Genomic DNA, 13,680 nt, shown 5'->3' on the forward strand with positions numbered 1-13,680 from the left:
GCAGCGCGTCCGATCACCGTCCGACGCGGGGCCTCAGCCGTGGGAGCGGGGGCCGCCCGGTGGCTCCGTCCACCGGCACAGCAGCCGGAACGCCGCGAACAGCGACAGCGGCCAGACACCGGCGAACGCCCAGATCACCCCGGGTTCGCCGGTGACGATGCCGGCCACCATCAGGCCCACGGCCACGGCCAGCCACCCCGCCACGACCCAGGGGCGCGGGGACCAGGCCGCCAGCCGGGCCAGCCGGGGATGTCGGCAGTGGGTGCGCAGCCGCCGGTCCAGCCGGCGGTCGCGGCGCAGCACGCGCTCCATCTCGTCCAGGATGCGCTGTTCGTGATCGGGAAGCCGGCCGGTGGTCACTGGGCCCTCCTGATGCTGCGGGGGGTGCGCACCCGGAGCGAGTGCCCCGTGGACCCCCGGGACTAACCGGTGCGGGACGGCTCGAGGAGCGCCGCCAGGGCGTCGGCACCGTCCCGTGCGGTGCCCTCGCGCAGGTCGTCGCGGATCCGCCCGGCCGCCGCCCGCCCGTGGGTCAGGCACCAGTCCCACCACCGCCGCAGCTCCGCCGCGTCCAGCGCGTCGGCGGGCACCAGCGCGGGCCAGCCGCAGGCGCGGGCCTGCGCCGTGACCTTCGCGCCGCCCGCCACCGGGTCCACGGCCAGCGCGGGCACTCCCGAGCGCAGGGCGAGCACCAGCCCGTGCAGCCGGTCGGTGACCACCAGGTCCAGCCGGGCGAGCACCGCCTCCACCTGGGCGGCGGTGGAGCCGAGCCGCCAGTCGTGGGCGTCGAGGCGGGTCTCCAGCTCCAGCCGGGCGCAGTCGCGTCCGGCCAGCCACCGCGTGACCTGCTCGGCCACGTGCCCGTGGCGCCGTCGGTCGCCGTACTCGTGCTGGCCGTGGGTGAGGACGACGCCGACCACCGGCCCGGCGGACGGGGGCCGCGGGGCCCGGGCGGCGAGGTCCAGGGAGGGCTCGGTGCCGGGCGCGTCCCGCGGCAGCACCCGGTGGAAGCCGCGCACCGCGGGCCCGTCCGGATCGAGGACCGACGTCCCGACCGCGATCCGCACGCACTCCGCGAACCGCCGGTGCAGTCCCTCGACCTGGGGCCCGTGCGCGGGGCCGCAGACGAACACCACGTGCGAGTAGTCCCGGGGCCGGGCGTCCTCCAGGTGCAGCGCGTCCGGCCGGAACCCGGGACTCCAGGCGACGTCGTGGGCGACGCCGGCCCGGTCCAGCACCTCCCGGACCCGGTCCAGGGCCAGCACGTCCCCGGCGGTCGCCTCCCCGTCCAGGAAACTGAACCACCCGGTCAGCAGGACCCGCCGTACCGACTCCATCGCGGGGCCGGGTGCCCAGCCGGGCGGAGGGCATGCCGGGGCAGCGGGGGCGCTCAGTCGGGGGGCGTGCGGCGGCGGCGCCGCTCGCGGCGGACCTCCACCGCGAGGGGCAGTAGGGAGAGCAGCACCACGAGCGCCACCAGCGGCAGCAGCCAGTCGTCGACCTGCGGCACCGACGCGCCGAGGAGGTACCCGGCGAGCACCAGGCTCTGCGACCACAGCAGCCCGCCCACGACCTGCCAGAGCGTGAAGGGCCGCACCGGCACGCCCAGGGCGCCGGCCGCCGGGTGCAGCACCGTGCGCAGCAGCGGGACGAACCGGCCTATCACCAGGGCCTTGCCGTAGCCGTAGCGGGCCAGCAGCCGTTCCGCGCGGCCCGCGGCCTCCTCCAGGCGCCCTCCCGGGGAGCGGGCCAGCAGCGCCCGCCCGCCGTGCCGCCCGATCAGGAACCCCACCTGGCCCCCGGCGACCGCCCCGACGGCCGCGCACAGCAGCACCTGCCACAGCTCCAGCGGCGCCCGGCCGTCCGTGCCGCTCGCGCACAGCACCCCGGCCGGGAACAGCAGGGTGTCACCGGGCAGGAAGAAGCCGACCACGAGCAGTCCCGACTCGGCGAAGACGACCGCCAGCACCCCGAGCGCGCCGAAGGCGGCCAGTACCGAGGAGCTGTCCGTCGGGTTGACGGCGATCACCGCGCTCGCCTCCCGGCTGCCTCGTCGACTCGTCCCGCGCCGTGGTCCGTCCCGCGTCCGGCCCGGTCGCGCTCTGCGTCCAGCATCGCGTGCGGACGGCGGCCGCGCCCGTCCCGGCGCGCGGACCGGGTCCGGGCGGACGGGACGTGGACGGTCGGGGCGGGGACGGACGGGACGCCGGGACGCCCGCGGGTCAGCCGGTCTTGCGGGCCACGCCCGCGTAGAAGCCGATCAGCTCGGAGCCGGGGGGCGGCGGGGTGTCCGGGCGCCAGTAGGGGACCTGGGCCAGCCCGGGCTCGACCAGCTCGAAGCCGTCGAAGAGCCGCTCGACCTGGGCCCGGGTGCGCAGGTTGAGGCTGGCGGTGGCCCGCTGGTAGACGGCCTGGGCCTCGCTGCGGTCGGCGAAGTCGCCGGTGGCGTGCGACAGCACCAGGTAGCTGCCCGCCGGGAGCGCGTCGCGCAGGGTGGCGACGACCCGCTCCGGCTCGTCGGCGTCGGTGAGGAAGTGCAGGATCGCGACGAGCAGCAGCGCCACGGGCCGGTCGAAGTCGATGATCCGGCGGATGTCCGGGTGCTCCACGACGCCCCGCGGGTCGCGCAGGTCGGCCAGCACCACCGAGTTGGTGCCGGAGGCGCTGAGCAGCGCGCCGGCGTGCGCCGCGACGATCGGGTCGTTGTCGACGTAGGCCACGCGCACGTCCGGTGCCGCCGCCCGGGCGATCTCGTGGACGTTGGGCGAGGTGGGCAGCCCGGTGCCGATGTCGAGGAGCTGCCGCACGCCGCTGTCCACGACGTACCGCACGGCGCGCTGGAGGAAGGCGCGGTTGGCCCGCAGCCCCGGCCGCACCTCGGGCGCGGCGGCCTCCAGCCGCTCGGCGGCTTCCTGGTCCACCTCGTAGTTGTCCTTGCCGCCCAGCAGGTAGTCGTAGATCCGGGCCGGATGCGGCCTGCTGGTGTCGATGTCCTCGGCGCGGAAGCCGTCCTGTGTCACCCTGCGCTCCTCTCGAGGGCCGCCCCGTCCCGCTCCCGGACGGCCGAGCACAGCTTCCCACACCAACTGGCCTGCTCCGGACGCGGGTTGTGCCCGCGGGCGGAGTACCCCGGCGTGGCCGGACGGCCCCTCGGGTCCCGTGTCCGGCAGGATCGGAGTCCGACAGCCAACCGGACAGGAAAGTGGACAACATGACCGACCAGCTCACCGTCAGCGTCCTGGGCACCGGCATCATGGGCGCCGCGATGGCCCGCAACCTCGCCCGCGCCGGGCACACCGTGCGCGCCTGGAACCGCAGCCGCGCCAAGGCCGAGCCGCTGGCCGCCGACGGCGTCACGGTGGCCGGCACCCCGGCCGAGGCCGTCATGGACGCGGACGTCGTGCTGACCATGCTCTACGACGGTCCGGCCGTCCTGGACGTGATGCGCCGGGCCGCGCCCGGGCTGCGCGAGGGCGCCGCCTGGGTGCAGTCGACGACCGTGGGCGTCGAGGCGGTGGAGGAGCTGGCCGGCTTCGCCCGCGAGCACGCGCTGGTGTTCTTCGACGCGCCGGTGCTGGGCACCCGCCAGCCCGCCGAGGCGGGCGAACTGCTGGTCCTGGCCGCCGGCCCCGAGGCGGGGCGCGCGGCGGTGGCGCCGGTGCTGAACGCGGTGGGGGCGCGCACGGTGTGGACCGGTGAGGACGGCGCCGGGGCCGGCGCGACCCGCCTCAAGCTGGTCGCCAACAGCTGGGTCATCGCGGCCACCGCCGCGCTGGGCGAGGTGCTGGCCCTGGCGCGCGGGCTCGGCGTGGAGCCGCAGCACTTCTTCGACGCGATCGCGGGCGGCCCGCTGGACATGGGCTACCTGCGGGCCAAGTCCTCGCTGATCCTGCACGACCAGCTGACCCCGCCGCAGTTCGCGGTGGACACGGCCGCCAAGGACGCGCGGCTGATCGTGCGGGCGGGGGAGCGCAGCGGCGTGCGCCTGGACGTGGCCGAGGCGGCCGCGCGGCGCCTGGAGCGCGCGGCCGCGCAGGGCCACGCCGACGAGGACATGGCCGCCGCGTACTTCGCCAGCTTCCCCGAGGACCCCGCGTGACGCCGGGCGCCGCCCGGGAGGGGTGACACGGCCGTCAGCCCCTCGTCCCCGCCCCGATGACCGACAGCAGGCGCAGCCGCTCGTAGCTCTCACTGCCCGGGACCGCCGTGTACACGAGCAGCATGTGCGACTGGTCCGGGTCGAGCAGCCGCTGGCAGTTCAGTTCCAGCACGCCGACCTCGGGGTGGACGTACCGCTTGACCTCGTGCGGGTGGATGCCGATCTCGTGCTTGTCCCAGAGGCCGCGGAACTCCGCACTGCGCGCGCGCAGCAGCTCGACGCAGTGCGCGGCCCGGGAGCCGGGGCCCCGGAGCGTGGCCAGTTCCCGCAGGCCGGACACGAACACGCGGGAGAGGAACGCGTGGTCCTCGGCCACGTACAGCGACCGGGTGGCCGGGTCGGTGAACCAGCGGTAGCCGATGCTGCGGGCGAGGCCCTCGTGGCGGGTCGTGTCGCCGGTCAGCGCGACCCCGAGCGGGGTCTGGCGCAGCGTCTCGCCGAGTTCGGTGACGATCTCGGCGGGGGTGTCGTCCAGCCGGTCGAAGATGCGGAGCAGACCGGGGCTGATGTGCTCCCCGGTCGTGCCCCGGACGGGCGGGGCCTGCCCGGCGAGCCGGAAGAGGTGGTCGCGCTCGTCCAGGGAGAGGTGGAGGCCCTGGGCGATGGCGGCGATCATCTGCTCGGACGGCTGCGGGCCGCGTGCGCGTTCCAGCCGGGCGTAGTAGTCGGTCGACATGTGGCAGAGCGCGGCGACCTCCTCACGGCGCAGCCCGGTGGTCCTGCGGCGCTGTCCGCGCGGCAGGCCCACGTCCTCCGGTTGCAGCCGTTCCCGGCGACGCCGCAGGAAAGCGGCCAGTCCGGCGCGGTCGATCTCCATGCGTCTCCCTCCACGGCACTAGGGGGTGTCTCGTCGATCAGGCCGGATCAGGGAGCGGCGTCCGGTGCCGCACCTCGCCGCGTTGTCGTCGGTCCCCGATGCTCCGCATCGACTCCCTCCTCCGCCTTGCGATGCACGGCACCGGACGCCGCTCCCTGATCCGGCCTGATCGACGAGACACCCCCTAGTCCCTTTCTACCGCCCGCCGTCACCCGCAGCCACGGCCTGCCGATCCCCCCTTGGCGCGGTGAGCGGGCCGGGCCGCCGCAGCACGGCCCGCGGATCAGTGGATCGGCAGGCCCTGGATGGCCCCGAGCCGCGTCGTCACTGTGGGGGCAAACGGACCGAACGGAAGTGACCCCTCATGCCACGCCACACCACCGACATCCCCCTGCCCGACCTGTCCGGCAGGCGCGCCGTCGTCACCGGCGCCAGCGACGGCATCGGACTCGGCATCGCCGCCCGGCTCGCCGCCGCGGGCGCCGAGGTCGTCCTGCCGGTGCGCAACCCGGCCAAGGGGGAGAGCGCCGTCGCCGTCGTCCGCGGCCGGGTCCCCGGCGCGCGGGTCTCGCTGCGCACCCTCGACCTGTCGTCGCTGGAGTCGGTCGCCACTCTCGGCGACACCCTGCTCGCCGAGGGCCGGCCCGTGCACCTCCTGGTCAACAACGCCGGGGTCATGACACCGCCCGAGCGGCGGACGACCGCCGACGGCTTCGAGCTGCAGTTCGGCACCAACCACCTCGGGCACGTCGCCCTCGTCGGCCGTCTGCTGCCGCTGCTGCGGGCCGGACACGCACGGGTGACCTCCCAGATCAGCGTGGCCGCGAGCCGGAACGCCATCCACTGGGCGGACCTGAACTGGGAGAAGTCCTACGACGGCATGAAGGCCTACAGCCAGTCGAAGATCGCCCTCGGACTCTTCGGCCTCGAACTCGAGCGCCGCAGCCGGGACCAGGGCTGGGGCATCACGAGCAACCTCGCCCACCCCGGGGTCGCGCCCACGAGCCTGCTCGCCGCGCGCCCCGAGATCGGCCGGCCCCAGGACACCCTGGGCGTCCGGGCCATCCGCTTCCTGTCCGCCCGGGGAATCCTCGTCGGCACGGTGGAGAGCGCGGCGCTGCCCGCCCTGTACGCCGCCGCCTCCACCGACGCCCGGGGCGGCACGCTGTACGGACCGAGCGGCCCCGGCCGGCTCGGGGGACCGCCCGCCGAACAGAAGACGTACTCCCGCCTGACCAACACCGAGGAGGCCCGGCGGGTGTGGGAGGTCTCCGAGGAGCTGTCCGGCGTGCGGTTCACCGGCTGAGACCACCGGCTGGGAGCGGGCACCCCGCGGGGGCTCACCCGCCGTAGGTCTCCCGCAGTTCGACCTTGCGCACCTTTCCCGACACCGTCATCGGGAACGCGTCCAGCACCTGCACCCTGCTGGGGACCTTGTAGTGGGCGAGCCGCCCCGCACAGAAGGCGCGCACCTCCTCCAGGGTCGGCGGGTCGGCCGGGTCGCGCGGGATGACGCAGGCCAGCACCTCCTCGCCGTAGGTGGCGTGCGGCACGCCCACCACCTGCACGTCCCTGACCTTGGGGTGGCCGTAGAGGAACTCCTCGATCTCGCGCGGGTAGATGTTCTCGCCACCCCGGATGATCATGTCCTTGATGCGGCCGACGATCTCCACGTACCCGTCCGGGCGCATCACCGCGAGGTCGCCGGTGTGCATCCAGCGGGCCGCGTCGACGGCCTCGGCGGTCTTCTCCGGTTCCTGCCAGTAGCCGAGCATCACGCTGTAGCCGCGGGTGCACAGCTCGCCCGCCGTGCCGCGCGGCCGGGTGACGCCGGTGACCGGGTCGACGACCTTGACCTCCAGGTGGGGCAGCACCCGCCCGACGGTGGCCGTGCGGTGCTCCAGGCCGTCGTCGACGCGGGTCTGCAGCGACACCGGCGAGGTCTCGGTCATGCCGTAGCAGATGGACACCTCCTCCATGTGCATCTCCGCCATCACCCGCTTCATCACCTCCACCGGGCAGGGCGAGCCCGCCATGATGCCGGTGCGCAGGGACGACAGGTCGTACGACGCGAAGTCCGGCAGGTTCAGCTCGGCGATGAACATCGTCGGCACCCCGTACAGGGAGGTGCAGCGCTCCCGCTGGACGGCCTCCAGGGTCGCCGCGGGGTCGAAGGACGGCGCCGGGATCACCAGGCACGCGCCGTGCGAGGTGGCCGCCAGGTTGCCCATGACCATGCCGAAGCAGTGGTAGAAGGGCACCGGCACGCACACCCGGTCCTGCTCGGTGTAGGAGATCAGCTCCCCGACGAAGAAGCCGTTGTTGAGGATGTTGTGGTGGGAGAGCGTGGCGCCCTTGGGGAAGCCGGTGGTGCCCGAGGTGTACTGGATGTTGATCGGGTCGTCGCAGGACAGCTCGTCGTACGTCACGTCCGGGCGGGCCCGGCCCAGCAGCGCGTCCCAGCTCGGGTCGCCGATGTACACGACCTCCCGCAGCGCGGGGCACCTGCCGCGCACCTGGTCGACCATCGCCCGGTAGTCGCTGCTCTTGTGGCTCAGGGAGGAGAACAGCAGGCACACGCCGGCCTGGTTGAGGACGTACTCGACCTCGTGGGTGCGGTAGGCCGGGTTGATGTTCACCATGATCGCGCCGATGCGGGCGGTGGCGTACTGGACGAGCACCCACTCGGGGCAGTTGACGGCCCAGATGCCCACCCGGTCGCCCTTGCCGACGCCGGTCACGCGCAGCGCCCGCGCCAGTTCCTCCACCTCGGCGCCGAACTCCGCGTACGTCCAGCGCCGCCCCGAGGGCACGTCGACCAGGACCTCGCGGTCCGGCCAGGCGGCGACGGCCCGGTCCAGGTTGGCCCCGATGGTGTCGCCCAGCAGGACGGTGTCGCCGGTGCCGTGGGCGTACGACAGCGGCGGCGGCAGGGGCGACTGGGGCGACTCGGGCGACTCGGGCGACTCGGGCGTAGGGGCGCTCACCGGAAGTCCTCCTCGCGGTACTCGTCGGCCGACCCGGCGGCCGTGGCCTCGCGCAGCTCGATCCGGCGGATCTTGCCGGACACCGTCTTGGGCAGCGGGGCGAACTCCAGCCGCCGGACGCGCTTGTAGGGCGCCAGCACCTGGCGGGAGTGCTCGAACAGCACCTTCGCGGTGTCCGGGCCCGGCTCCCAGCCCTCGGCGAGCACCACGTACGCCTTCGGCACGGCGAGGCGCACCTCGTCCGGCGCCGGCACCACCGCGGCCTCGGCGACGGCCTCGTGCTCCAGCAGCGCGCTCTCCAGCTCGAACGGGCTGATCTTGTAGTCGGAGGCCTTGAAGACGTCGTCGGCGCGGCCGACGTAGGTGATGTAGCCGTCCTCGTCCCGGGAGCCGATGTCGCCGGTGCGGTAGTAGCCGCCGGCCATCACCTCCGCCGTGCGGTCGGCGTCGCCGTGGTAGCCGGCCATCAGGCCGACCGGGCGCTCGGACAGGTCCAGCGCGATCTCGCCCTCGGCGGCGCCGGGCGCGCCGGAGACCGGGTCGAGCAGTTCCACCCGGTAGCCGGGGCTGGGGCGGCCCATGGAGCCCGTCTTCAGCGGCTGGCCGGGCGGGTTGGCGACCTGCACGGCCGTCTCGGTCTGCCCGAAGCCGTCCCGGACGGTCACGCCCCAGGCCTGCCGCACCTGCTCGATCACCTCGGGGTTCAGCGGCTCGCCGGCCGCCACCGCCTCGCGCGGCGTGGTCCGCAGCTGGGTCAGGTCGGCCTGGATGAGCATCCGCCACACGGTCGGCGGCGCGCAGAACGTCGTCACGCCCGCCCGGTCCATCTCGGCCATCAGCCGGGCCGCGTCGAAGCGCGTGTAGTTGTGGATGAAGACGGTCGCCTCGGCGTTCCACGGCGCGAACAGGTTGGACCAGGCGTGCTTGGCCCAGCCGGGCGAGGAGATGTTCAGGTGCACGTCGCCGGGGCGCAGCCCGATCCAGTACATCGTGGCCAGGTGGCCGATCGGGTACGAGGTGTGGGTGTGCTCGACCAGCTTGGGGCGGGCGGTGGTGCCCGAGGTGAAGTACAGCATCAGCGGGTCGTCGGCCAGGGTCGGCCCGTCGGGCAGGAACTCGGCGGGCGCCGCGTAGACGTCCTCGTACGGCTCCCAGCCCTCCCGGGGCAGGCCGCCGACGCTGATGCGGGTGTACGTGCCCGGCACGTCGTCGAACTTGCCGGTGTCCTCGGCCCGCACGATCACGTGCGCGACCCGGCCGCGCTCGACGCGGTCGCCGAGGTCGGCCGGGCCCAGCAGCGGGGTCGCCGGAATGACGACGGCCCGCAGCTTCATCGCCGCGAGCGCGGTCTCCCACAGCTCGACCTGGTTGCCCAGCATCACCAGGACGCGGTCCTCGGCGCCCACGCCCCGGTCCCGCAGCCAGTTCGCGGCGCGGTCCGAGCGCTCGGCCATCTCCGCGAAGGAGACCCGGACCTCGGAGCCGTCCTCCTCCACGATGTGCAGGGCGGTGCGGTCGTTGCCGTCCGCGATGACGTCGAACCAGTCGAGGGCCCAGTTGAACCGCTCCGGCCGGGGCCAGCGGAACCCCTCGTACGCCGTGGCCCAGTCCGCGCGGTGTTCCAGCAGGAAGTCCCGTGCCCCGCGGAAACTCTCCGTCGCCGTCGTCATCCGTCCTCCTCGTTCAGGTGGCCGCCCGTCTCCGGGAGGCCCGCCGGTGCCCGGGCGGTCCCGGTGCCCGTCGGCGCACTCCCGCGGTACCGGACCATTGCCGGACGGCTCTCTGCCATCGTGTAATCCGTGATGCAGGTCTCACTACCCCCGAACGGGGGTGTGCGCGGCGCAACGACACGGCTCGGCCGCGGGGAGAGGGCGGAACAGGTGGCAGCAGACGCGTCCGGAACCATGCTGATGCGCGGTGCGCTGGCGCGGCTGCGGCGCGCCACGGGACTGCCGGTCGCCTTCGGCGGGCTGGTGGAGCCCGGGCAGCGGCGGGTGCGCCTGAGCGAGCTGAGCGGCGCGGCCACCTTCGCGCTGCGCGGCCTCGCGGTGACCTCCGGCAACGGCCTGGGCGGCAAGACCCTGGCCCTGTCCCGGCCGTGCGCGGTGACGGACTACTCCCTGTCCCGGCAGATCAGCCACGAGTACGACGCGGCGGTCGCCGAGGAGGGACTGCGCTCGGTGGTCGCGGTCCCGGTCGTCGTGCGGCGCCGGGTGCGCGGGGTGCTGTACGGCGCGCTGCGCACCGCCCAGCCGCTGGGCGACCGCACGCTGGGCGCGGCCGTGGACGCGGCGCGCGACCTGGAGCAGGCGCTGGTCGTGCAGGAGCAGGCGCACGACCTGCTGGCGGCGGCCCGCCCGCGGGACACGCCGCCCGGGGTGCCCGGCCCGGTGCCGGGCTGGGAGCAGGTCCGCGAGGCGCACGCGGCCCTGCGCGCGCTGGCCCCGCGCATCACCGACCCCGCGCTGCGCGAGGAGCTGCTGACCGCGTGCGGCCTGCTGACGACCGGCGTGCCGGACGGCGGGGTGACCCTGGCCCCGCGCGAGCTGGACGTGCTGTCCTGCGTGGCGTCCGGCGCGACCAACGCGGTGGCCGCCGCCCGGCTGGGGCTGCGCCCGGAGACCGTCAAGGGCTACCTGCGCTCGGCCATGCGCAAGCTGGGCGCCCACACCCGGGGGGAGGCGGTGGCCGCGGCACGGCGGAAGGGACTGCTGCCCTGATTCCGGACGGGTGACCGACGGACAGGTGACCGAATTTCTCCCCGCGGCCGCCTGTTATATCCCTCACCACACCGTGCCTCCGAAATTCAATGAGACGTTGCCTAGAATTTGGCTCGAACACGACACACGGAGGGGAGCGGTGACCGTGCGACGGGACTTCCAGGAGTCTGCCCGATGCCGCTCCGACCTGGTCATCGGCCGGGACGAACTGGTGACCGCGGCCCGTGACCAACTGGCCCGCGGCGGCAGCGTGCTGCTCCACGGCCCGGCCGGAATAGGAAAGTCCACCGTCCTGCGCGCTTTGGCCGCGGATTACGGCGAGGCGGCGCGCGTGTTGCGCTGCTCGGCGACCGAGTCCGAATCGCACCTGCCCTTCCTGGCGCTGGCGGACCTGCTCGGCCTCGTCCTGGAGGAGGTGGCCGGCAAGCTCCCCACGGCCCAGCGCACCGCCCTGGAGTCGGCGCTGACCGGACGAGGCGAATCGACTCTGCAGAACGACGGGCTCGCCCTGCGCCTCGCCGTGCTCTCCGCGCTGCGCGCCCTGGCCGCCGACGGCCCCGTCCTGGTCGTCGCCGACGACCTGCAGTGGCTGGACGCCGCCAGCGCCGAACTCCTCGGCTTCGCCGCCCGCCGGCTCGGCGACACCCCCGTCCAGCTGCTCTGCGCGGTGCGCACCGAGGGCCAGGAGTACGACCGCCACCTGCGCGCCAGTCCGCCGGACACCCTCGCCGTCCGCCTCGACCCGCTCTCCCGCGCCCAGATCTCCGCCCTGCTCGACCACCGCGGCTACACCGACCTGCCCCGCTCCACCGTCCGCGAGATCCACCGCACCAGCGGCGGCAACCCGCTGTTCGCCCTGGAGCTCGGCCGCGCCCTCGGCGAGAACCCCACCCCGCCGCGCCCCGGCGAGCCGCTGCCGGTGCCGACCTCGCTGCGCGCCCTGGTGCTCAGCCGCCTCGACATGCTCTCCGCCGACGCCCGCCGCACCCTGCTCGTCGCCAGCGCCGGCGCCCGCCCCACCCTGGGGCTGCTGCGCGCGGCCGGCCGCGAGAACGCCGAGGCCGAGACCACCCAGGCCGCCGCCCTCGGCCTGCTCGCCACCGAGCCCGAGGGCCCCGCCGTACGGTTCGCGCACCCGCTGATCTCCGCCGCCCTCTACGCCGAGGCACCCGCGCGGGAACGGCGCGCCGCGCACGCGGCACTGTCCACCGCGGCCTCCGACCCCATCGAGCGGGCCCGCCACCTCGCCCTCGCCACCACCGGCACCGACCCGGACGTCGCCGCCCGCCTGGCCGGCGCCGCCGCCCTGGCCCGGGAGCGCGGCGCGCCCTCCGTCGCCGCCGCGCTCGGCCTGCTCGCCGCCCGGCACACCCCCGCCGAGGGCACCCCGGGCCCCGACGAGCGGCGCCTGCTGGCCGCCGAGGACGCCATCACCGCCGGCGAGACCGACCTCGCCCGGGACATCGCGCACGACGTGCTGGGCCGCGCCACCGGGGGGGCCGCCCGGGTGCGGGCCTGGATGGTGGTCATCGAGTCCGCCGGGCAGTCCCTCGGCGACGTCGACGCCGTCTTCCCGCAGGTGCTCGCCGACGCCGGCGACGACCCCCGGCTGCTCGCCCTGGTCCACTACCAGCTGGCCTGGCGTGGGCTGGTCGTCGAGGGCGACTTCGCCGAGGCCCGCCAGGAGGCCGCGCACGCGGCGGAGCTGGCCGCCCGCGGCGGCGACCGGCGCACCGAGCTGATGGCGCTGTCCTTCCAGGCCTCGACCGAGACCCTGATGGGCCACCCGGACGCCCCGGCCACCATCAAGAAGGCCCTGCGCGAACCCCAGGACCCGTACGTGGCCTGCCACCACAACGGTGCCGGCGCCGCCCGCTTCCGCTGGCTGCTGATGAGCGACCAGCTCCCCGAGGCCCGGACGACCATCACCGCGCTGCTGCGCGAGGTGCGCCGGCGGGGCATGGTCGAGAGCGAGGTCCACTTCCAGCGCTTCCTCGCCGACACCGAGCTGCGCTCCGGGCACTGCGGGCGCGCCCTGGACCTGGCCCGCGAGAGCCTGCGTCTGGCCCGCGACTCCGGCATCGGGCTGGGCGCCTCCGCCATGCTCGCCTCGCTCGCCGAGGCGTCCGGCGGCGACGTCGACCGGGCCCTGGTCCTGGCCCGCGAGGCCGCCGGGCGGGCCGAGGAGGACGGCGACCAGATGTACCTCTCGCGCGCCCTGGCCGCCCTCGGCTACGCCCAGCTGGTCGCGGGCGACGCGGCGGGCGCGGTCGGCTCGCTGCGCCGGGTGCGCGAGCTGGAGCACGGCCTGGGCATCAACGACCCCGCGCGCGGCCGCTGGCAGGGCGACCTCGCCGAGGCGCTGGTGCGCACCGGGGAGGTCGGCGAGGCGCAGGAGCTCATCGACGTCACCCGGGCGCACGCGCTGCGGCTCGGCCGGGAGAGCGTGCTCGCGGTGCTGGACCGCGCGGAGGCGCTGGTGCGGGCGGCGCGCGGCGAGACCGAGGACGCCGTCGACCGCCTGACGTCCGTCCAGGACCGGCTGGCCAAGCTGGGCTACGGCCTGGAGGAGGCCCGGGCCGCGTTCGCGCTGGCCCGGCTGCGCGCCGCCCCCGGGTCCGGCCCGGCGTCGTACGACGAGGCGGCCCGGCTGTTCCGGCGCTGCCGCGCGCTGCCGTGGCTGCGGCAGGTGGAGCGGGCCGCGTCGGCGGACGCGGAGCCGCCGGCCCCGGTGCCGCCCGCCGCGTCCGTGCCCGCGTCGGACGCGCTGGACGGGCTGGCGGCGATGGAGCGGCAGGTGGCGGCGCTGGTGATGGAGGGCGCCACCAACCGGGAGATCGCCGCGCGCCTGTTCATCAGCGTCAAGACCGTCGAGGCCACCCTGACCCGTGTCTACCGCAAGCTCGGCATCCGCTCCCGCGTGGACATCGTGCGCCTGGCGGCGGGCCGGCACGCGACGTAGGCCGGTCGTCGGGTCCGACCGAGGGTTTTCCCTGT

At 75.2% G+C, this 13,680-nt stretch carries 11 protein-coding genes; 4 read left to right on the forward strand and 7 right to left on the reverse strand.

From position 1 onward, the window contains the following. Window positions 1-33 precede the first annotated feature (33 nt). From AQJ30_RS06265 to AQJ30_RS06280, 4 genes are all read right to left on the reverse strand, one after another. Complete coding sequence (locus AQJ30_RS06265) at window positions 34-360, reverse strand: DUF3040 domain-containing protein (RefSeq protein ID WP_067229669.1); 327 nt, start codon at window positions 358-360, stop codon at window positions 34-36. A 62-nt stretch (window positions 361-422) separates the two neighbouring features. After that, window positions 423-1,337 (reverse strand): polysaccharide pyruvyl transferase family protein, encoded by a 915-nt coding sequence (locus AQJ30_RS06270; protein ID WP_067229672.1) that lies wholly within the window; start codon window positions 1,335-1,337, stop codon window positions 423-425. A 53-nt stretch (window positions 1,338-1,390) separates the two neighbouring features. Continuing rightward, complete coding sequence (locus AQJ30_RS06275; protein ID WP_067229675.1) at window positions 1,391-2,029, reverse strand: DedA family protein; 639 nt, start codon at window positions 2,027-2,029, stop codon at window positions 1,391-1,393. 193 nt (window positions 2,030-2,222) lie between these two features. After that, window positions 2,223-3,020: an SAM-dependent methyltransferase gene (locus AQJ30_RS06280; protein ID WP_067229677.1), complete on the reverse strand. Its 798-nt coding sequence runs from the start codon at window positions 3,018-3,020 to the stop codon at window positions 2,223-2,225. A 191-nt stretch (window positions 3,021-3,211) separates the two neighbouring features. On the opposite strand from AQJ30_RS06280, the gene AQJ30_RS06285 reads away from it, so the two are divergent. Then, window positions 3,212-4,099, forward strand: a complete 888-nt coding sequence (locus tag AQJ30_RS06285) for an NAD(P)-dependent oxidoreductase (RefSeq protein WP_067229680.1) — start codon at window positions 3,212-3,214, stop codon at window positions 4,097-4,099. Between the two features lie 34 nt (window positions 4,100-4,133). Here AQJ30_RS06285 and AQJ30_RS06290 read toward each other — a convergent pair whose 3' ends face one another. Next, window positions 4,134-4,976 carry a helix-turn-helix transcriptional regulator gene (locus tag AQJ30_RS06290; RefSeq protein WP_067229682.1) on the reverse strand — a complete coding sequence of 281 codons (843 nt, stop codon included), beginning with the start codon at window positions 4,974-4,976 and terminating at the stop codon, window positions 4,134-4,136. A 364-nt stretch (window positions 4,977-5,340) separates the two neighbouring features. On the opposite strand from AQJ30_RS06290, the gene AQJ30_RS06295 reads away from it, so the two are divergent. Then, window positions 5,341-6,282 (forward strand): SDR family oxidoreductase, encoded by a 942-nt coding sequence (locus AQJ30_RS06295; protein ID WP_067229684.1) that lies wholly within the window; start codon window positions 5,341-5,343, stop codon window positions 6,280-6,282. A 34-nt stretch (window positions 6,283-6,316) separates the two neighbouring features. Here AQJ30_RS06295 and AQJ30_RS06300 read toward each other — a convergent pair whose 3' ends face one another. Both AQJ30_RS06300 and AQJ30_RS06305 read right to left on the reverse strand, forming a co-directional pair. After that, window positions 6,317-7,909: an AMP-binding protein gene (locus AQJ30_RS06300; RefSeq protein ID WP_067230884.1), complete on the reverse strand. Its 1,593-nt coding sequence runs from the start codon at window positions 7,907-7,909 to the stop codon at window positions 6,317-6,319. A gap of 50 nt (window positions 7,910-7,959) precedes the next feature. After that, complete coding sequence (locus tag AQJ30_RS06305; RefSeq protein WP_067229686.1) at window positions 7,960-9,633, reverse strand: AMP-binding protein; 1,674 nt, start codon at window positions 9,631-9,633, stop codon at window positions 7,960-7,962. A 210-nt stretch (window positions 9,634-9,843) separates the two neighbouring features. Here AQJ30_RS06305 and AQJ30_RS06310 point away from each other — a divergent pair, with 210 nt between their 5' ends. Both AQJ30_RS06310 and AQJ30_RS06315 read left to right on the forward strand, forming a co-directional pair. Continuing rightward, complete coding sequence (locus tag AQJ30_RS06310) at window positions 9,844-10,683, forward strand: helix-turn-helix transcriptional regulator (protein WP_067229689.1); 840 nt, start codon at window positions 9,844-9,846, stop codon at window positions 10,681-10,683. Window positions 10,684-10,822: 139 nt separating this feature from the next. Next, window positions 10,823-13,645: a helix-turn-helix transcriptional regulator gene (locus AQJ30_RS06315; RefSeq protein WP_067229692.1), complete on the forward strand. Its 2,823-nt coding sequence runs from the start codon at window positions 10,823-10,825 to the stop codon at window positions 13,643-13,645. Window positions 13,646-13,680 lie beyond the last annotated feature (35 nt).

The organism is Streptomyces longwoodensis (assembly GCF_001514125.1).
GTDB lineage: Bacteria > Actinomycetota > Actinomycetes > Streptomycetales > Streptomycetaceae > Streptomyces > Streptomyces longwoodensis.

Bases quoted from the DNA above. Each gene is read 5' to 3' on its own strand.
- AQJ30_RS06270 (WP_067229672.1), bottom strand. From the start codon at position 1,337: ATGGAGTCGGTACGGCGGGTCCTGCTGACCGGGTGGTTCAGTTTCCTG.
- AQJ30_RS06290 (WP_067229682.1), bottom strand. From the start codon at position 4,976: ATGGAGATCGACCGCGCCGGACTGGCCGCTTTCCTGCGGCGTCGCCGG.
- AQJ30_RS06305 (WP_067229686.1), bottom strand. From the start codon at position 9,633: ATGACGACGGCGACGGAGAGTTTCCGCGGGGCACGGGACTTCCTGCTG.
- AQJ30_RS06295 (WP_067229684.1), top strand. From the start codon at position 5,341: ATGCCACGCCACACCACCGACATCCCCCTGCCCGACCTGTCCGGCAGG.
- AQJ30_RS06285 (WP_067229680.1), top strand. From the start codon at position 3,212: ATGACCGACCAGCTCACCGTCAGCGTCCTGGGCACCGGCATCATGGGC.